The sequence below is a fragment of the Luteibacter sp. HAY1-4A genome, from assembly GCF_056755355.1.
Map to the genome: position 1 here is coordinate 59,829 of NZ_JBNDHZ010000018.1, position 16,595 is coordinate 76,423.

Here is a 16,595-nt window from a genome sequence, read left to right on the forward strand (position 1 = left end):
CGATTCATGGTTACCCGTCGACGTTTTCTGCAAGGGATGGCCGCCGTCGCGGCCATCGGTCAGCTCGGCTCCCTCACCGCGCTGGCCGATGGCGTGCAGGAAGGCCTGAAAGCCCCCGCTCCCGGTGGCGGCACTGCCGGGGCGGGGGTCCTGCGTTACGTCGACGTCTTCGTCGGCACGGGCGGCCACGGTCACACCTATCCCGGTGCGACGCGGCCGTTCGGCATGGTGCAGCTCAGCCCCGACACGTACAACGCCCAATGGGACGGCTCGTCCGGCTACCACCAGGGCGACGGTTCGATCATGGGCTTCTCGCATACCCATCTGTCGGGCACCGGCGCAGCCGACATGCTCGACTTCCTGGTCATGCCCTCGATGGGCCCGGTGCTGCTCCAGCCAGGCGATCGCGACTATGACGGCGTGAACTACGTGTCGCGCTTCGACGCGCAGAAGGTGAGCGGCGACAAGGCGCCGAAGGGCTACAAGACCGGCGTGAAGGGCTACCGTTCGCACTACACCGGCGAGCAGGCCCATCCCGGGTATTACCGCGCCAAGCTCACCCGCTTCGATATCCTGGCCGAGCTCACCGCCACGCTCCGTGCCGGCATGCATCGCTACACGTTCGGCAAGGACGGCGATGCGCACCTGCTCGTCGACCTCACGCACGGCTTCGCCGACGCCATGGACAAGCCGGCGAAGGTCACCGATGCCGAACTCACCCTGGTCGGCAACGACACGCTCGTGGGCGGCCGTCGCGTATGGCAGTGGGCCAGCGGACGCGTCATCTACTTCGCCATGAAGGTTTCCCGTCCCATATCGAGCGCCACGCTCTATGCGGACGACAAGGCGCTGCCGAAGGGCAGCACCACCGCCAAGGGTGACCACCTCAAGGCCGCACTGCATTTCGACAAGGCCTCGTCGGAGCCGCTGCTGGTGAAGGTGGGCATCTCGGGCGTGGACATCGACGGCGCCATGCGCAACCTCGACGGCGAAATGCCCGCGTGGGACTTCGACGGCATACGCGCGTCGGCCGAAGCGGAATGGGAGCGCGAACTCTCGAAGATTCGTATCGACTCCACCTCCGACAAGATCAAGCGCACGTTCTACAGTTCGCTTTACCACACGATGCTCGCACCCACCGTCTTCAGCGACATCGACGGCCGCTACCGCGGCATGGACAAGGCGGTGCACACGCTGCCGGAAGGGCGGCACAACTACAGCACCTATTCGTTGTGGGACACCTACCGTGCGGAGCATCCACTGCTCACGCTGTACCAGGCCGATCGCGTGCCCGACCTCGTCGACGGCATCGTGCGCAACGCTGTGGAAAGCCCGAGCGGCGCGCCCGTATGGCCGCTGCAAGGCATCGAAACGGTGTGCATGGTCGGCTACCACTCAGCCGTGGTGCTCGCCGAGGCGCAGGCCAAGGGGTTCACCGGCATCGACTATGCGAAGGCGTGGCCGGTTATGCGCCGCCGCGCGCTGCAGGACGACTATTTCGGCCTGACCTATTACCGCAAGCTCGGCTATATCCCCAGCGACAAGGAAGGCGAGGCGGTCAGCAAGACGCTGGAATACGCCTATGACGACTGGGCGGTCGCGCATATGGCCGAGGCACTCGGTCATGTCGAGGACGCCGAGTTGCTGCGCAAGCAGTCGAAGAACTATGCCAACGTGTTCGACAAGGACATGCAGTTCGTACGTCCTCGCGCGGAAGATGGCAGCTGGATCGAGCCGTTCGATCCCGTCTCCATCGGCCATTCGACGCGTTGGCGCGATTTCACCGAGTCGAACGCCTGGCAGGCCACCTTCCTCAACCAGCACGACCTGTACAACTACATGGCGCTGTTCGGTGGCGAGCAGGCATTCGAGAAGAAGCTCGACGGACTGTTCAACGCCGATCCGATCCTGCCCGACAATGCGCCGCCGGACATCGCCGGCCTGGTCGGCCAGTACGCCTTCGGCAACGAGCCGGGCCACCACATGCCTTACCTGTATGCGTATACGGGTGCGCACCACAAGACGCAGGCGCGCGTGCGCATGCTGCTGGAAACGATGTACCTGCCCGAACCCGACGGCCTTCCCGGCAACGAGGATTGCGGCCAGATGAGTGCCTGGTACGTGATGAGTGCGATGGGTCTCTACGCCGTCGATCCGGTGAGCACGAACTACGTGTTCGGCAGCCCGATCCTCGATCGCGCCGAGGTTCAGGTGGGCCAGGGCCGCACGCTGGTAGTGGAGACGAAGGACAACGGCGCCGGCCGTCCTTACATCCAGTCGGTGACCTGGAACGGCAAGCCCTGGACGAAGAGCTGGATTTCGCACAAGGAGCTCGCCGCCGGCGGCACGCTCAGCTTCGTCATGGGCGAGACGCCGAACGAGAACTTCGGCAAGGCGCCGGCGGACCGTCCGCCGTCATTCGGCGAGCCGGCGAAGGCCTGAGTTTCATCGGCTGCCCCTCGTAAGGTTGGCAGGCATCTTTGGCAAGGGTGCCGCAACTGTGACCTGCCGCGCGAAACGCCGCTAGCAATGATGGTCATCATGCAGGCTTCCACCCCACGAGGAAGCCACCACCATGCAGCGTGCCAAGCGTCTAGCCGTCACCGTGTCCGCCTTTCTCCCGTTCTTCGCCATTTCCGCCTTCGCCGATACCACCACCACGTACCAGCAGCAGGGATACACGCTCAACGTCACCGACAAGAACTCGGGCGTTGCGCAGTCCACCATCGATGCGATGGTGAGCACGTTCTTCATCATCTATCCCCAGGAAGCGCGCGATTTCAATCCGGACACGTCCGCCACCGTGAACATCGTGCTCGACCCGGCTTACGACGGCGTGGCCGCGACCGGCAATGCCACGGAGACCTATGGCGCGACCTACATGATCGCGCACCCCACGGATACCGACACGGTCACGCATGAGTCCATGCACATCGTGCAGGACTATGGGCAGCAGAACATTCCCGGATGGCTCGTCGAAGGCATCGCCGATTACGCGCGCTATCGCTATGGCGTGAACAACGCTGCGGCCGGCTGGTCGCTTCCCGATTACCAGGCGGGGCAAAACTACACCGACAGCTACCGCGTCACCGCGCGCTTCCTGGTCTGGGTGGAAGAGCACTATGCCGGCGCCGTGCAGAAGCTGGACGCCGCCCTGCGTGGCCGCACGTATTCGGCGAAAACCTGGCGGCAGATCACCGGTTCGAGCCTGGACACGTTGTGGAACCGCTACACCCGCTCGCCGGCCATCTAGCACGTTCACAATCGATAGACCCTCATGGCGACACTCTCCCCTGGCCGGGAGGATCCGGCAGGGAACGGGGGGTGTGAGATGTCGTACACAGGGCGTATGTATTTTCGGATGTACCTGCCCGCCGGGCTGGCACTGGCGGGCGGCTCCCTTGGCGCGGCCGCCCTGAAGGCGGTGCAGCCAGCCCCGGGCGAGCTGGCCATCCTGTCGCTCTATTCGAACCTGCCCGCCTGGGCCTTCGCGGCCGGGATTGCCATTGCGCTGGCGATAGCCGGCATCCAGACGGTCAGGCTACGGCTATGGGATCGCGGTGCGATCCCGGGCTGCTATGTCTGCGGGTGTCTGCTGGCGGCTCCGCGCGCGGCGCGGCATGGGCTGGGCCTGGCGCGCCGGTGCCTGGGCTGCGGGAACCTGCATGGCGTGAACCATCACCGGCTGTTGCCGCGTGTGGTGCCGTTGGCAGTGGCCGTGAAGGACGCGGCCGGACAGGTCAGGAGCGTACGTTCGTCACCGTGATGCGGTGACCGAGGCGTTCGAGCAGCGCGCGCAGCGCTTCGGCATCTTCCAGGGTGGTGTTCTCTTCCAGCGACAGCCACAGCGTGTCGCCCGACAGGCCGTGGATCTTTTCGTTGAATTCGATCTCGATGGCGACCTTGCCGCCAGGCTGGACCACCGATACGGCGAAATTACGTTGCTGCACGCCTTCTATTCCCTGGTGAACGGTCGAATGACTGGAACGGCATTTTAGCCGGCCGGGAAGGAAAGTGCTGTGTCCGGGCGAGCAACCTCCGTGAATGCCGCTTTCTATCGGTCTCCGGGGCCGTCGGCATGGCTTGGCGTCCCCAGGGGGCTGGCGACGTCTTCGAGGGGACGACGCTCGGCGGCGACGCCGAGCCACCACGCGGCCGCGGCCCCGATGAGCATGAGCGACGCACCGAGCGCATAGCCGCCACCGATGGCACCCCGTTCGCCCGTGCCGATGAGCGTGCCGAACAACCACGGCCCGGCGACCCCGCCCAAGGCGGTTCCGAACGCGTAGAACAGGGCGATCGCGAGTGCGCGCAGTTCCAGCGGGAAACTTTCGCTCACCGTCAGGTACGCGGAGCTTGCCGCCGCGGATGCGAAGAAGAACACGACGCTCCATGCCACGGTCTGGGTGCGGGCATCCAGCCAGCCGTGCACGAAGAGCCATGCGGTGGCGAACAACAGGAGGCCCGACAGGGCATAGGTGATCGCGATCATCGGCCGCCGTCCGATGGTGTCGAAGAGGCGGCCGAGCAGGAGCGGCCCGAGGAAATTGCCCGCGGCGAAAGGCAGCAGGTAGAGACCGACCTGCGCGTCGGCAACGCCATAGAAACGGCCAAGTACCAGCGCATAGGTAAAGAAGATCGCGTTGTAGAAAAAGGCCTGCGTGGCCATGAGCACCACGCCGAGCACCGTGCGATTCGGGTAGCGGAGGAACAGGGTGGACGCCACGTCGGCCATCGTCAGGCCGCGAGGGCGAAGGCGCAGGCGCAGGCGCGGCAGGGCCGACGTCGGCGGAGGAGCGTCGAGGCGCTTCTCGATCTCGGCGACGATCGCCTCCGCCTCGGCGATCCGTCCGTGCAGCATCAGCCAGCGCGGACTTTCGGGGATCCAGCGGCGCAGGAACAGGATGCCCAGGCCGAGGATCGCGCCGAGGCCGAAGGCGAGCCGCCAGCCGATCTCCGGCGGCAACCAGCCGCTGTCGAGCAGGACCACGGCGCCGAGTGCCCCCGCGGCGGCACCCAGCCAGAAGCTGCCGTTGATCACGAGGTCGGTGTGGCCCCGATAGCGGGCCGGAATCAACTCCTGGATCGCCGAGTTGATGGCCGCGTATTCGCCGCCGATGCCGGCGCCCGTCAACAGGCGGAAGAGGGCGAACGTGGCGAAGTCCGGGGAAAGGGCGGTGGCCGCCGTGGCGCTGAGATAAAGGCCGAGCGTGACGGTGAACAGCTTCTTCCGCCCCAGGCGGTCGGTAAGCCAGCCGAAGAAAAGGGCACCGGCCACCGCGCCGACGAGGTACAGGCTACCCGCGAGCCCGACCTGCATGTCGCTGAGGTGCAGCACGGGACTCGACTTGAGCGCCCCGGCGATAGACCCGGTAATGGTGACTTCGAGACCGTCGAGCACCCAGGTGATGCCGAGCGCCGTGGCCACGAGGGTATGGAAGCGCCCCCAGCGCAGCCTGTCGAGCCGGGCGGGGACGTCGGTTTCCACGAGATTCATGGCGCCAACCCTAAGTGAGCCACCGGCCAGATTTCGTCAACGCCGGCCTGCTGCAACTGTGGGAGCCGGCTCTGCCGGCGATCCCGCGGCAGCGGGCCAGCCTGCGTCGAGTACCCATCGCCGCTGAAGCGGCTCCCACAAGGTCAGCGCGGGACGCGGTACCCGCCCGGCACGCCCTCGGCCGAAAGGGTGAGCTGCCAGAGCTGGTCGCGACGGCTGCGGAACACGCCCGCGGAACAGCCGAGGTAGAAGTGCCACATGCGGCGGAATCGCTCGTCGTATTTCGCGGAGAGGCGTGGCCATGCCGCGTCGAAATTGTCCCGCCACGCCATCAGCGTGCGATCGTAGTCCGCGCCGAAGTTGTGCCAGTCCTCGACCACGAACAGCCCCTCCAGTGCCGCGGCCACCTGGCTCATCGAGGGAATCAGGGAATTCGGGAAGATGTACTTCTCGATCCATGGATCGGGCCTGCCGGGCGCACCGTTGCTGCCGATGCTGTGGAGCAGGGCGAGCCCGCCCGGCCGCAGGCAGCGGCGCGCCACCTCGAACCAGCTGCGATGGTTCTTGCCGCCGACGTGTTCGAACATGCCCACGGAGAGGATCGCGTCGAAGTGCTCGTCGAGTTCGTGGTAGTCCTGCAAGCGAATCTCGACGGGCAGGCCCTTGCACAATTCGCGTGCATAGGCCGCCTGCTCGCGCGAGATGGTGACGCCCACGCCGCTGACGCCGTAGCGCTCCGCGGCGAACTTCAACGCCTCCCCCCAGCCGCAGCCGATGTCCAGCACCCGCTGGCCGGGTTGCAACCGGAGCTTGCGGCAGATGAGGTCGAGCTTCGCTTCCTGCGCGTCGTCGAGGTTGTCCGCCTGGGCCCAGTAGCCGCAGGAGTACACCAGCCGCTTGCCCAGCATGGCCTCGAACAGGTCGTTGCCCAGGTCGTAATGCTGGCGGCCCACTTCCCACGCATGTTCGCCGCGCTGCATGTTGAGGAAACGGGCCTTGAGGTGCGCTATCAGGGTGTCCAGCGTGCGCAGCGACTCGTCCAGGTGCGACGAGAGCACCTTAGTGAAGAAGCCGGGCATGTCGGCCACGTCCCACCAGCCGTCCATGTAGGCCTCGCCAAGGCCTAGGGAACCGTGGGCGAACACGCGCGCGTAGGTGCGCTCGTCGTGTATCGCCAGGTCGGTGGGGCGGTTGCCACCGATGGTGACGCCGGCGTGTTCCAGGAGTTCCTGTGCGCGTGCCTTGAGAGAAGACGAATCGTGGTTCATCGCTTGATCCCTTGTGACCCTCGGTGCCGCCCCGCGCGGCGTCATGGCTAGAAGTGCTTCAGTACTCCACGCGTGATCGCGAGCCCGGCGATCGTCATCGTGATGGACCCGGCAAGGTTGAGCGCCACATGCGCGGCGAACCATGCGTACTGCTGGCGCAGCAGCAGGCCGGAGGCCTCCGCTGAAAATGTGGAGAACGTGGTGAGTCCGCCCAGGAAGCCGGTGGCCACGAGCAGCCGGACCTCGACGGGGAGCGTCTGGAAGTGGTCGAAGATGCCCAGCGTCACGCCCATGAGGAGGCCGCCGGTGAGGTTGGCGGCCAGCGTTCCGAGCGGAAGCGTGGGGAAGACCGGGTTGAGAACGAGGGCAAGCCACCAGCGCAGCCAGCAGCCGAGCATGCCGCCGACGCCGACAGCCAGGAAACCGGTGTAACCCACGTTGCCCCCGTTGCAGATCGATGACTCGATTATGAGCTTTTGCCGTCCGCAGGGCGAGGCCGGCGCCGGTCGCCTATAATTTCGCGATTCCTCCCCGCACGGCGTCACGGCCCATGTCCTCCGCGACCCGCGATCCGCGTCGCTACCTCCCCCTGTTGCTCGCGGCCCTGTCGATGATCGGGCCGTTCTCGATCGACGCGATCTTCCCGGGGTTCCCGGACATCGGCCGCGATTTCGCCGTGGGCGAGGTGGCCCTCCAGCAGTTGCTCAGTGTGTACCTGCTGGCCTATGCGGCGATGAGCCTGTTCCATGGCGCGCTTTCCGACGCCTACGGCCGGAAGCCCGTCATCGTGATCGCCATGTCGGTGTACACCGTGGCTTCCGTGGGCGCGGCCATGGCGCCGAGCTTCGCCTTCCTGCTCGGGTGCCGTGTGCTGCAGGGGCTCTGCGGCGGCGCGGGCATCGTGGTCGGCCGGGCGGTGGTTCGGGACACGATGCATGGCGAGGAAGCCCAGCGGATGATGTCGAAGGTGATGATGATCTTCGGCATCGCGCCCGCGATCGCTCCCATCGTGGGTGCGTGGCTGCTGGGTGTCGACGGCTGGCGCGGCATCTTCTGGGCCTTGTCCGGCTTCACGCTGGCCCTGACCTTCGGCGTCTCCTATTTCCTCATGGAGTCGCACCCGACGGAGAAACGTACGGTGTTCAGGCCGCGTCCGCTCCTCGCGGGATACCTGCGCATCGGCCGCGACCTGCCGTTCTGGCCGCTCGCCATTTCCAGCTCGATCAATTTCTCGGGCCTGTTCCTCTATGTGGCCTCGGCACCGCAGGTGATCCGCAACCTCCTGCACCTCGGGGTCGACGGCTTCCCGTGGTTGTTCGTGCCCGTCGTGACGGGCATGGTTTCCGGCGCCTTCATTTCCGGTCGCGTGGCGGGAAGGGTGAGCGCCGCGCGCACCGTGACCTGGGGCTACGTGGCCATGCTCTCGTCCTGCGCGCTGAGCCTGCTGTTGTCGCTGACCCTGGACACGCCGCGGGTGCCGTGGTCCACCTTGCCACTGGCGCTCTACGGCTGTGGCGTGCAGCTCGCCTTCCCGACACTGACCCTGCTTTTGCTCGACCGTTTCCCGGAGCAGCGCGGTGGCGTGTCTTCCGTGCAGGCTTTCTTCAGCCTGTTGGTCACGGCGTTGGTGGCCGGCGTACTTTCACCGGCACTGTCCGGCAGCATGCTCACCCTGGCGCTCGGCGCCACCGCCATGTGCTCGATCGGCCTCGGTGGGTGGATCTGGTACGTCCAGCTCGAACGTCGCCGTCTTGCATCGGCGAGGGCAGGCGCCGCTGTGGATGTGGTGTCGCAGATGGAGAGGAACGAGCCTGGCTGAAATGGCGGCATGCCGGCACGCGTGGATTCAGTTTTCCAGCAATCCGCGCTCGCGCAGGAAGCCCTGTGCTTCGCTGGCGTCCTGTTCGAACCACGCACGCGTGGAACCGAGCCGGTAGGTGTAGCCCCAGCGGTCCATGTCTTCCATCAGCCGCGTGGAACCCACACCCGGCAACTCGTCGGCCAGGACGATCTGCAGGTAGCAGGTGGCGTCTTCTTCCTCGATGGAATCGGTGGCGTCGGTGTGCACGAGCGCGCGTTTTTCCGCCGGCAGCACGATGAGGTGGCAGGCCTCGTGCAGCAGCGAATGGACCGGCGTGTCGTTACGGGCATAGACGGTCGTGCCGATGATGCCGGCCTCGCTTTCGCCCCAGAAACTGCCGGGAATGGCTTCGCCGTCGGCCACGGCCACGAGCGTGAGGCCATACCGGCCGAGCAGCGCGCGCGGCGCTTCGAAGCCGACCTCGCCGACGCGCATGACCGCATCGGCGGGATCGCTGCCGGTTGCCGTAACGGCGCCGGCCGGACTGTCGCCTGTCACTTCAACCGGCCGAGGCGGCCGGCTTGCCGTCGGGCAGGGCGACGGAGAGTTCCAGCACTTCGTGGCCGCTGTCCCGATCGAGGCTGATGTTCACGGCATCGACGTCGACGTTGACGTACTTGCGGATGACTTCGAGCAACTCGTTGCGCAGCAGCGGCAGGTAGTCGGGGCCGCCGCGCGTCGAGCGCTCCTGGGCGACGATGATGCGCAGGCGCTCCTTGGCGACGCCGGCGCTGGGCTCGGGCTTGCGCTTCAGGAAATCGAGAATACCCATGCTCAACCTCCGAAGACGCGCTTGAGGAAGCCCTTCTTGACCGGCTCGAGGAAACGGAGGGGACGCTCTTCGCCGAGGATGCGGGCCACGGTGTCCTTGTAGGCCGCGCCGGCGTTCGAGTTGTCGTCCAGGATCACCGGCACGCCCGCGTTGGATGCGGCGAGCACGTTCTCCGACTCCGGAATGACGCCGACCACGGAGATGCCGAGGATTTCCTCGACATCCTTCACGCTCAGCATCTCGCCCGCTTCGACGCGATTCGGGTTGTAGCGGGTGAGCAGCAGGTGCTGCTGGATCGGGGACTCGCCCTTTTCCGCGCGGCGGGTCTTGCTCGCCAGCAGGCCGAGGATGCGGTCGGAGTCGCGCACCGAGGAAACCTCGGGATTCACGACGACGACGGCGTGGTCGGCGAAGTACATGGCGAGGTGCGCGCCCTTCTCGATGCCGGCCGGGGAGTCGCACACGACGTAGTCGAAGTTTTCCTTCGCCAGTTCGTCCAGCACTTTCTCCACGCCTTCCTGGGTCAGTGCGTCCTTGTCGCGGGTTTGCGACGCGGCCAGCACGAACAGGCTCTCGTGGCGCTTGTCCTTGATGAGGGCCTGCTTGAGCGTGGCTTCGCCGTGCACGACATTCACGAAGTCGTACACCACGCGCCGCTCGCATCCCATGATGAGGTCGAGGTTGCGCAGGCCAACGTCGAAGTCGATGACGGCGACCTTCTTGCCCTGCATGGCGAGGCCGGTCGCGAGGGAGGCGCTGGTGGTGGTCTTGCCGACTCCGCCTTTGCCGGAGGTGACGACGATGATTTCTGTCAAGAGATGTCTCCGAGTGTTGCAGCGACGATGGCTGGTTAGAGCCGCGCGATCATGAGTTTTCCATTGTCGAGCCAACACTGCACGGGCTGGCCTTCGAATTCCCTGGGTATGTCTTCGAACACGCGGTAGTGCCCGGCGATCGCGACCAGTTCGGCGCGGAAGTCGGAACAGAAGATGCGTGCCGATTCGTCACCCTGCGCACCGGCCATGGCGCGGCCCCGCAGGCTGCCGTAAATGTGGATGGAGCCGTCGGCGATGACCTCGGCGCCGTTGGCGACGCCCGCCGTGACCACGAGGTCGCGGTCGCGCGCATACACCTGCTGGCCGGAGCGCACGGTGCTGCCCGAATGGTGCTGCGCCGTGACCGTACCGGTCGATGCGGCAGGCTCTTCGGAAGCGGGTGCGGCGCGCGCCGGTTCCTGCCGTGCCGCTGCCGGTGCCGCCGCGTCGCCCTGCGCGGGCTCGTACTGGGCGCGGAACTTGGCGATGAGCGGCAAGCCCATGCGTTCGGCCAGGGCTTCGGTCTCGGCGGTGCCGTAGGCGATGCCGACGGGCAGCATGCCGGCGCTGCGGATGGCCTCGAGCAGCGCGTCCACCATGCCGTCGTCCGGCAGCTTGGGCAGGTGCGAAAGATCGAGCACCACCGCCGCCCGCGAGAACATCTGCGGGGCGGAGCGCACCCGGCGTTCCAGTTCTTCCACGAGTGCGGCGGCGTCGACGCGGCGCAGGCGCACGCATGCGATGCCAACCTGGCCGAAGCGCAGGTCGCAGGCGGCTTCGAGGGATTCGGCGCGGGCGTTCATGCGCGGGCTCCGATGCCGTCGACCGGACGGCGCCGTTCGGCGAGCCATGCCACGTCGGGCAGCCCGCCGTGTTCGAGGTAGCGCTCGCGAACGAAGGGAAAACTGGGAAGTTCGCGGGCCAGCAGGCTTACTTTCGGACCTTCGTCCATCTTCTGCTGCCCCACTTCCTGGAAGCCCATGGTGCCGTGGAACAGCACGGTCTGGTCGTTGCGTGGTTCGAGGAAAACCTCGCAGGTCAGGAGTGGCACGCGTACCTCTGCATAGCTTTGCACGTCGCAGTAGAAGATGCGGCCCAGACCGTGCCCACGCGACTGCGACGCGATGACGATGCGGTCGATATACACGAAGCTTTCGTAATGGGCGCGGAACCAGCGGAAATTCGGGCTGCCGTACTCGGCGTCCTGGCGCATGGCGATGAGGAAGCCGAGGATGTGGCCGTCCTGCTCGGCCACGCGGAAATAGTGCGCGATGTCGTAAAGATGGCGCAGGCGGTCGAGATCCGTGGCGAGGATGCCGGTGCCTGCCTCATTGTTGAGTGCCAGCACGGCATCCAGGTCGTGCTCGCGCACGTCGCGGATGGCAAGGGCCATTCGTTGCTCCGCTTGTGTGTTCGTGGAAGACGACCCCCGGGTCGCCGCAATGCGCGGCATTATGGCATGCCCCGGTCGCGCGCGGGAGCGATCCGCGCTTGTAAAACCGTTGTAAAAGCGGATGTTTGCCGCTTGCGCGCACGTGACTTCAGTCAGGTGGTGCGGGCCGCGCGAAAGCCTATGATGCGAGCATGTACAAAGCCGAGTTCATCCACGTCCGCCTGGTCCGCCTGCTGCGCTACGCCACGTATTTCGTGTTCCTGTGCGCGGGCCTGCCGCTGTCCATGCAGCGGGCCGGCAGCGGTCCGGGCGCGATCGGCGACATGCCGTTGCTGGCCTGGACGGCCTGCTACCTGGTCTTCGGGCTGGTGTACTGGCTGCTGACCAACCAGATGGGCGCCCGCCTGAACGGCGCCACCCGCGTGGCCGTGCTGGTGATCCTGACCGGCACGGCGCTGGCCATCGGGGTGCTGAGCAAGAGCGGCGTGGGCGCGCTGCTGCTGATCATCGTGGCCACGGCCGTGCCCTGGCTGGTCAGCCTGCCGCTCGGCATCGCCTGGATGGCCGTGGCCCACGTGGCCCTGGTGCCGGTATTCGCCGAGGTGCCCGGGTGGGGCCTGATCAACGCCCTGATGCAGGCCTGTCTCTATTTCGGCTTCTCCGCCCTGGTGTTCGTGGCCTCGATGGTCGCCAGCCAGCAGGCCGAGGAACGGGAGGAACTGCGTCGCCTGAATTCCGAACTGCGCGCCACCCGCGCGCTTCTGGCGGAATCCACCCGCATCGCCGAGCGCATGCGGATCGCCCGCGACCTGCACGACCTGGTGGGGCATCACCTCACGGCGTTGAGCCTGAACCTCGAAGTGGCCAGTCACCTCACCAACGACGTGGCGCGCGAGCACGTGCTGAAGGCCCAGAGCACGGCCAAACAGCTGCTGTCCGACGTGCGCGAGGTCGTGAGCGAGCTGCGCCAGGACGATGCCATCGACCTTACCCAGGCCTTGCGCAGCCTGACCGAGGGCGTGCCTGGCCTGGACGTGCGGCTGACGGTGCCGCCGCGCTTCGGCGTCGAGGACCCTCGCCGGGCCCAGATGCTACTGCGCTGCGTGCAGGAGATCCTGACCAACACCGTGCGCCACGCCAATGCGCGCCACCTCTGGCTCACTTTCCGTCATACGGGTCCGGACGAGCTGTGCCTCGACGCCCGCGACGACGGGCGTGGCGGCGGCAGCGGCGACTTCCGGCCCGGCAACGGCCTGAACGGCATGCGCGAGCGCCTCGCCGAATTCGGGGGTACCGTGTCCTTCCGCACCGATCCGGCCGGGGGCTTCGCGCTGACCGCCCGTCTGCCGCTGGGTGAGGAACCCTCGCTCGCCCATGCGCCCCCTCGCCAGGTATTCGATCCGGCCCCCGGCGACGAGCCCGAGACCGCCTCGCGTGCCAAACTCTCCGTTCCTTCCGAGGATCATCCATGATCTCCGTCTGCCTCGTTGACGATCAGAACCTGGTTCGCCAGGGCATCCGCTCCCTGCTCGACCTGGCCGGCGACATACGTGTCGTGGCCGAATGCGCCGATGGCGCCCAGGCCGTACAGACGATTCCGCAGGTGCGGCCCGACGTCGTGCTGCTCGACCTGCGCATGCCCAACATGAGCGGTCTGGAAGTGCTCCAGGCCCTCGGCGGCCGCAACGAGCTGCCGCCGACCATCATCCTCACCACGTTCGACGACGACCAGCTCGTGCTGTCGGGACTGAAGGCCGGCGCGCGCGGCTATTTGCTGAAGGACGTCTCGCTCGACCAGCTGGTGGAAGCGGTTCGTACCGTCGCCGCCGGCGGTTCGCTGGTGGCGCCCATGGTCACCCAGCGCCTGCTGGCGGGGGTGGGGCGCATCCAGAACCAGTTCTCCAGCCTCGAGCAGCCCGATCCGCTCACCGAGCGTGAGACGGAAATCCTCCGCTTGCTGTCGGGCGGCTACAGCAACAAGGAAATCGCCAATTCGCTGCGCGTGGCGGAGGGCACGGTGAAGAACCACGTCTCCAACATCCTCTCCAAGCTCGGCGTGCGCGACCGCACCAGGGCGGTTCTCAAGGCCCTCGAATTGGGCATTGTCTGAGCGAAGAGGCCTTCTGAGCCTTACCCCTGGCTGACCAGACGGCGAGACGCCGGCGACTCTGGCCGAAAATCCGCTTGTGCACCAGTGAAAAAAAGGGCAGGCGACCCAATGGCGTTCGCCGCCGCGAGCAAGTACCATCGGCTCTTTCGGCGCGGGCGAACCCCTGCCACGGGCCGATTCTTCAGGGGTGACCGCTCGGCGTCCATGGCCGTGTGTGGAGCCTGTTCGTAAGACGTTCGGAGATCCGTGGAATGACGCGTCTGTTAGAATTTATTGTCGCCATCGTCATCGTTGCCGTACTCGGCGTCGTTGTCGGCGTGGCCATGCCCTCGACGGGTCACGTCGAGCGCGAAATGCTCATCAGCAAGAACCTGCGCCAGGTTTACGACGTTTTCAGCAACTTCCGTCGGTTCCCGGACTACACCGTCCTGCGCTCCTTCGATCCGAAGGTGCAGTTCGAACTGTCGGGCAAGGCGTATGGCCCGGGCGCGAAGATCGCCTGGAAGGCGTCCGACCCGAAGGTGGGCGACGGCTCGCTGGAGATCGCCTCCATCGATCCGGGCTTTGCCCAGATCTCCGATGCCGGCAAGGGCACCATCGTCTGGAACCTGGACAATGGCTGGCGTGGCGAAGAGAAGAAGTTCACGATCAGGCTCGAGCGCGCCGGCCGTAGCCAGAAGCTCGTGAAGGTGAACTGGTCGTACGACGTCAACTACGGCTTCAACCTCATCAGCCGCTTCTCGAACCTCTACATCCACGGCGATCCGGACTCGCTGATCCAGTTCAGCCTGTCGAACCTGCAGAACCTGATGGCGTCGATCCCCAACATCGACTACAGCAACATGGTTCCGTCGATCGTCGACCAGCCTGCCAAGCCGGTGCTGTTCGTCTCCACCACCGCGCCGCGCACCCTCGACGACGTCGACACCGCGTCGGACAAGGCGATGGCCGAGATCCAGGCGGCGGCGAAGAAGCTGGGCGTGAACATCGTCAGCCCGCGCATCACCTTCACCACCAACTGGGGCGACCAGAACTACACGTTCGACGTGGCCGCCGAAATCGACAGCACCACGCTGAAGATCAACGGCCAGGACGTGGAGATCACGCCGGCACAGCGTCCGTCGCTGGACGCCGCTTCGGCCGCTTCCGCCCCGGCTCCAGCCTCCACCGCCGCAGCTCCCGCCGATGCGGGCGCCACGCCGGGCAGCAAGGACAAGCTCGGCCGCGTGGTCGTCGACGGTAACGTGAAGGCCGTGCTCGCCTTCGGCGGCAAGGCGCTGAAGGCCGAGTGGAACGGCACCGGCGCGGGCCTGCCGCAGACCCGCCAGATGCTCGCCGCCTACTCGCAGACGCACGGTTACAAGTTCGACGACGTGACCTACCGCGCTTACGACATCCAGGTGAAGGCCCCGGTCAACAACAAGGGCACCATCGAGGGTTACGACGAGCAGAAGTTCGAGATCTACCTGCCGCTGCAGGGCGACAACATTCCGGACCAGACCCCGGAACAGGAAGCCGGCATGAAGCAGCCGGGCCTCGAAGCCTCCGCTCCGGCCGGTTCGTCGACGGCCCCGGCTCCGGCAGGCACCGCGCCCGCCCCGGCCGGCACCGCGCCGACCCCCGCGGGCACCGCGGCGCAGTAAGCCTCGCGCATCGCGATCCAGAAGGCCTCGCCGGCAACGGCGGGGCCTTTTTTTGGTTCTTCGCGGGAATCCGCGAATAGCCTTCCTCTTCCTGCGGTTCTGCCGGGGCAAGCGCCACGTCCCCACTTTCCGTCGTCCATCTCCAGCTACACTTCGACGAGATGATCGAGACCGAACGACTTACCCGCTGCTATGGCCCCCTGACCGCCGTCGACGCGCTGAACCTGCGTGCGGAACCGGGCCAGGTGCTCGGCCTGCTCGGGCCCAACGGCGCGGGCAAGTCCACCGCGATGCGCATGATCGCGGGGTTCCTCACGCCGACGTCGGGCACGGCGCGCGTCTGCGGCCATGACGTACGCAAGGAGCCGCTGGCCGCGAAGCGTGCGCTCGGCTACCTGCCCGAAGGCGCGCCCAGCTATGGCGAGATGACCATCCGGGAATTCCTCGTGTTCATGGTTCGGGTGCGCGGCCTCGAGCGCGACGTGGCCTTTCGCCGGTTCGACGAAGTGGTGATGCGCCTCGAACTCGAGGAAGTGCTGGACCAGACCATCGGCACGCTGTCCAAGGGCCTGCGCCGTCGTGTCGGGCTGGCGCAGGCGATCCTGCACGACCCGCCGGTGCTGATGCTCGACGAGCCTACCGATGGCCTCGACCCCAACCAGAAGCACTCCGTGCGCATGCTGATCGACGCGATGGCGCGGGAGCGCACGATCCTCATCTCCACCCATCTGCTCGAAGAAGTGCATGCGTTGTGCAACCGGGTCGCCATCATCGCGAACGGCCGTCTGCTCGCCGACGCGACGCCGGCGGAACTGGAGGCGCGTTCCCGCTACCACGGCGCGGTGTCGTTCAGCGCGCAGGGCAGCGGCGTGTCGCGCGAGATGCTGGCGCGCATACCGAACGTGTCGATGGTGGAAGTCGACCCGCTGGACGGTCGGGTCACGGTATTCCCGCGGCCCGGACAGCCGATCCTCGACGACGTGCAGGCGCTGCTGCGCACGCAGAACCTGGAAGTCTCGGAAATCCAGCTGGAACGCGGCCGCCTGGACGAGGTGTTCCGGCAGATCACCACGCAGCAGCGGGGGGTACAGGCATGACGCCCGTGCTGGCCATCGCACGGCGCGAACTGCGCGGCTATTTCGTCACGCCCGTGGCATATGTCTTCATGGTGATCTTCCTGGTCCTGGCGGGGCTGCTCACCTTCTACACCGGCGATTTCTACGATCGCGGCCTGGC

At 66.4% G+C, this 16,595-nt stretch carries 17 protein-coding genes and 1 pseudogene; 9 read left to right on the forward strand and 9 right to left on the reverse strand.

Annotated features, from left to right (window positions below; translation table 11 throughout):
- Positions 1-6 precede the first annotated feature (6 nt).
- The 3 genes from ACPYOD_RS08155 to ACPYOD_RS08165 all read left to right on the forward strand — a co-directional run bounded on the left by ACPYOD_RS08155 (position 7) and on the right by ACPYOD_RS08165 (position 3,766).
- The gene (locus ACPYOD_RS08155) at positions 7-2,442 is read left to right on the forward strand and encodes a GH92 family glycosyl hydrolase (protein ID WP_481301238.1); all 2,436 of its coding nucleotides are present in this window, start codon (positions 7-9) and stop codon (positions 2,440-2,442) included.
- Positions 2,443-2,575: 133 nt separating this feature from the next.
- The gene (locus tag ACPYOD_RS08160) at positions 2,576-3,253 is read left to right on the forward strand and encodes a basic secretory protein-like protein (RefSeq protein WP_481301239.1); all 678 of its coding nucleotides are present in this window, start codon (positions 2,576-2,578) and stop codon (positions 3,251-3,253) included.
- Between the two features lie 108 nt (positions 3,254-3,361).
- Positions 3,362-3,766: a hypothetical protein gene (locus tag ACPYOD_RS08165; RefSeq protein WP_481301240.1), complete on the forward strand. Its 405-nt coding sequence runs from the start codon at positions 3,362-3,364 to the stop codon at positions 3,764-3,766.
- Here ACPYOD_RS08165 and ACPYOD_RS08170 read toward each other — a convergent pair.
- The 4 genes from ACPYOD_RS08170 to crcB all read right to left on the reverse strand — a co-directional run bounded on the left by ACPYOD_RS08170 (position 3,741) and on the right by crcB (position 7,202).
- A complete protein-coding gene (locus ACPYOD_RS08170; RefSeq protein WP_481301241.1) occupies positions 3,741-3,950 on the reverse strand; it encodes a hypothetical protein in 210 nt (69 codons plus the stop codon). The two genes, ACPYOD_RS08165 and ACPYOD_RS08170, sit on opposite strands and share 26 nt — an antisense overlap.
- Before the next feature lie 104 nt (positions 3,951-4,054).
- Positions 4,055-5,497 carry an MFS transporter gene (locus tag ACPYOD_RS08175; protein WP_481301242.1) on the reverse strand — a complete coding sequence of 481 codons (1,443 nt, stop codon included), beginning with the start codon at positions 5,495-5,497 and terminating at the stop codon, positions 4,055-4,057.
- A 143-nt stretch (positions 5,498-5,640) separates the two neighbouring features.
- Positions 5,641-6,765 (reverse strand): cyclopropane fatty acyl phospholipid synthase, encoded by a 1,125-nt coding sequence (cfa, locus tag ACPYOD_RS08180; RefSeq protein ID WP_481301243.1) that lies wholly within the window; start codon positions 6,763-6,765, stop codon positions 5,641-5,643.
- Positions 6,766-6,812: 47 nt separating this feature from the next.
- Positions 6,813-7,202, reverse strand: a complete 390-nt coding sequence (crcB, locus tag ACPYOD_RS08185; RefSeq protein ID WP_481301244.1) for a fluoride efflux transporter CrcB — start codon at positions 7,200-7,202, stop codon at positions 6,813-6,815.
- A gap of 113 nt (positions 7,203-7,315) precedes the next feature.
- Here crcB and ACPYOD_RS08190 point away from each other — a divergent pair, with 113 nt between their 5' ends.
- Positions 7,316-8,584, forward strand: coding sequence for a multidrug effflux MFS transporter (locus tag ACPYOD_RS08190; protein ID WP_481301245.1), 1,269 nt, complete (start codon positions 7,316-7,318; stop codon positions 8,582-8,584).
- Between the two features lie 27 nt (positions 8,585-8,611).
- On the opposite strand, the gene ACPYOD_RS08195 is transcribed toward ACPYOD_RS08190, so the two are convergent.
- The 5 genes from ACPYOD_RS08195 to ACPYOD_RS08215 form a co-directional block, all read right to left on the reverse strand.
- The gene (locus ACPYOD_RS08195; protein WP_481301255.1) at positions 8,612-9,061 is read right to left on the reverse strand and encodes a hypothetical protein; all 450 of its coding nucleotides are present in this window, start codon (positions 9,059-9,061) and stop codon (positions 8,612-8,614) included.
- A gap of 64 nt (positions 9,062-9,125) precedes the next feature.
- Positions 9,126-9,398 (reverse strand): cell division topological specificity factor MinE, encoded by a 273-nt coding sequence (gene minE / locus ACPYOD_RS08200; protein WP_448100525.1) that lies wholly within the window; start codon positions 9,396-9,398, stop codon positions 9,126-9,128.
- Positions 9,399-9,400: 2 nt separating this feature from the next.
- Complete coding sequence (gene minD / locus ACPYOD_RS08205) at positions 9,401-10,213, reverse strand: septum site-determining protein MinD (protein ID WP_481301246.1); 813 nt, start codon at positions 10,211-10,213, stop codon at positions 9,401-9,403.
- 35 nt (positions 10,214-10,248) lie between these two features.
- Positions 10,249-11,016: a septum site-determining protein MinC gene (minC, locus tag ACPYOD_RS08210; protein WP_481301247.1), complete on the reverse strand. Its 768-nt coding sequence runs from the start codon at positions 11,014-11,016 to the stop codon at positions 10,249-10,251.
- On the reverse strand, positions 11,013-11,606 hold the full coding sequence (locus tag ACPYOD_RS08215; RefSeq protein WP_481301248.1) for a GNAT family N-acetyltransferase: 594 nt from the start codon (positions 11,604-11,606) through the stop codon (positions 11,013-11,015). Before ACPYOD_RS08215 ends, minC begins: the two co-directional genes overlap by 4 nt.
- A gap of 191 nt (positions 11,607-11,797) precedes the next feature.
- Between ACPYOD_RS08215 and ACPYOD_RS08220 the strand changes: the two genes are divergently transcribed.
- The 5 genes and pseudogenes from ACPYOD_RS08220 to ACPYOD_RS08240 all read left to right on the forward strand — a co-directional run.
- Positions 11,798-13,078 (forward strand): sensor histidine kinase, encoded by a 1,281-nt coding sequence (locus ACPYOD_RS08220; protein ID WP_481301249.1) that lies wholly within the window; start codon positions 11,798-11,800, stop codon positions 13,076-13,078.
- Positions 13,075-13,716 (forward strand): response regulator, encoded by a 642-nt coding sequence (locus tag ACPYOD_RS08225; RefSeq protein ID WP_045829465.1) that lies wholly within the window; start codon positions 13,075-13,077, stop codon positions 13,714-13,716. Before ACPYOD_RS08220 ends, ACPYOD_RS08225 begins: the two co-directional genes overlap by 4 nt.
- Before the next feature lie 251 nt (positions 13,717-13,967).
- Complete coding sequence (locus ACPYOD_RS08230) at positions 13,968-15,359, forward strand: SRPBCC family protein (RefSeq protein ID WP_481301250.1); 1,392 nt, start codon at positions 13,968-13,970, stop codon at positions 15,357-15,359.
- Positions 15,360-15,520: 161 nt separating this feature from the next.
- On the forward strand, positions 15,521-16,456 hold the full coding sequence (locus ACPYOD_RS08235; RefSeq protein WP_481301251.1) for an ABC transporter ATP-binding protein: 936 nt from the start codon (positions 15,521-15,523) through the stop codon (positions 16,454-16,456).
- Positions 16,453-16,595: pseudogene (locus ACPYOD_RS08240) on the forward strand (ABC transporter permease); the annotation flags it as partial. The gene ACPYOD_RS08235 and the pseudogene ACPYOD_RS08240, both read left to right, overlap by 4 nt.

Coding starts and splice junctions, on each gene's coding strand:
- ACPYOD_RS08155 (WP_481301238.1), top strand. CDS start 7: ATGGTTACCCGTCGACGTTTTCTGCAAGGGATGGCCGCCGTCGCGGCC.
- ACPYOD_RS08160 (WP_481301239.1), top strand. CDS start 2,576: ATGCAGCGTGCCAAGCGTCTAGCCGTCACCGTGTCCGCCTTTCTCCCG.
- ACPYOD_RS08165 (WP_481301240.1), top strand. CDS start 3,362: ATGTACCTGCCCGCCGGGCTGGCACTGGCGGGCGGCTCCCTTGGCGCG.
- ACPYOD_RS08175 (WP_481301242.1), bottom strand. CDS start 5,497: ATGAATCTCGTGGAAACCGACGTCCCCGCCCGGCTCGACAGGCTGCGC.
- cfa (WP_481301243.1), bottom strand. CDS start 6,765: ATGAACCACGATTCGTCTTCTCTCAAGGCACGCGCACAGGAACTCCTG.
- ACPYOD_RS08190 (WP_481301245.1), top strand. CDS start 7,316: ATGTCCTCCGCGACCCGCGATCCGCGTCGCTACCTCCCCCTGTTGCTC.
- ACPYOD_RS08195 (WP_481301255.1), bottom strand. CDS start 9,061: ATGCGCGTCGGCGAGGTCGGCTTCGAAGCGCCGCGCGCGCTGCTCGGC.
- minE (WP_448100525.1), bottom strand. CDS start 9,398: ATGGGTATTCTCGATTTCCTGAAGCGCAAGCCCGAGCCCAGCGCCGGC.
- minC (WP_481301247.1), bottom strand. CDS start 11,016: ATGAACGCCCGCGCCGAATCCCTCGAAGCCGCCTGCGACCTGCGCTTC.
- ACPYOD_RS08215 (WP_481301248.1), bottom strand. CDS start 11,606: ATGGCCCTTGCCATCCGCGACGTGCGCGAGCACGACCTGGATGCCGTG.
- ACPYOD_RS08220 (WP_481301249.1), top strand. CDS start 11,798: ATGTACAAAGCCGAGTTCATCCACGTCCGCCTGGTCCGCCTGCTGCGC.
- ACPYOD_RS08225 (WP_045829465.1), top strand. CDS start 13,075: ATGATCTCCGTCTGCCTCGTTGACGATCAGAACCTGGTTCGCCAGGGC.
- ACPYOD_RS08230 (WP_481301250.1), top strand. CDS start 13,968: ATGACGCGTCTGTTAGAATTTATTGTCGCCATCGTCATCGTTGCCGTA.
- ACPYOD_RS08235 (WP_481301251.1), top strand. CDS start 15,521: ATGATCGAGACCGAACGACTTACCCGCTGCTATGGCCCCCTGACCGCC.